This is a genomic window from Aeromicrobium phragmitis, assembly GCF_003674095.1.
Lineage (GTDB): Bacteria > Actinomycetota > Actinomycetes > Propionibacteriales > Nocardioidaceae > Aeromicrobium > Aeromicrobium phragmitis.
Map to the genome: position 1 here is coordinate 1 of NZ_RDBF01000163.1, position 375 is coordinate 375.

Here is a 375-nt window from a genome sequence, read left to right on the forward strand (position 1 = left end):
ACCCGCTGCAGGCCACTCTCCTCGACCTGTGGCTCGGTGGACGCGACGACCTCTGCGTCGTCGGCGATCCACGTCAGACCATCTACTCGTTCGCCGGCGCGTCCCCGCGCATCCTCGCCGGGTTCGGGCGCAAGTTCCCCGACGCCGAGCGCCACGAGCTGGTCCGCAACTACCGGTCCACGCCCCAGATCGTCGCGGCCGCCAACGCGGTCTTCGGGCCGCGCGGCGGCGACGGCGTTCAGCTGCGCTCGCAGCAGGAGCCGGGCAACCCCGTGTCGTACCAGGGGTACCCGGACGAGACGGCGGAGGCCAACGCGGTCGCCAACGAGATCGCCCTGCTGCATCGTCGTGGCACGCCGTACAAGCAGATCGCCG

The 375-nt window shown here is 71.5% G+C and carries 1 protein-coding gene; it reads left to right on the top strand.

Features of this window, described 5'->3' with window-relative positions; all coding sequences use genetic code 11:
* Positions 1-375, top strand: a 375-nt coding sequence (locus D9V41_RS16775; protein ID WP_133434251.1) for a UvrD-helicase domain-containing protein, incomplete at both ends; no start/stop codon positions are given.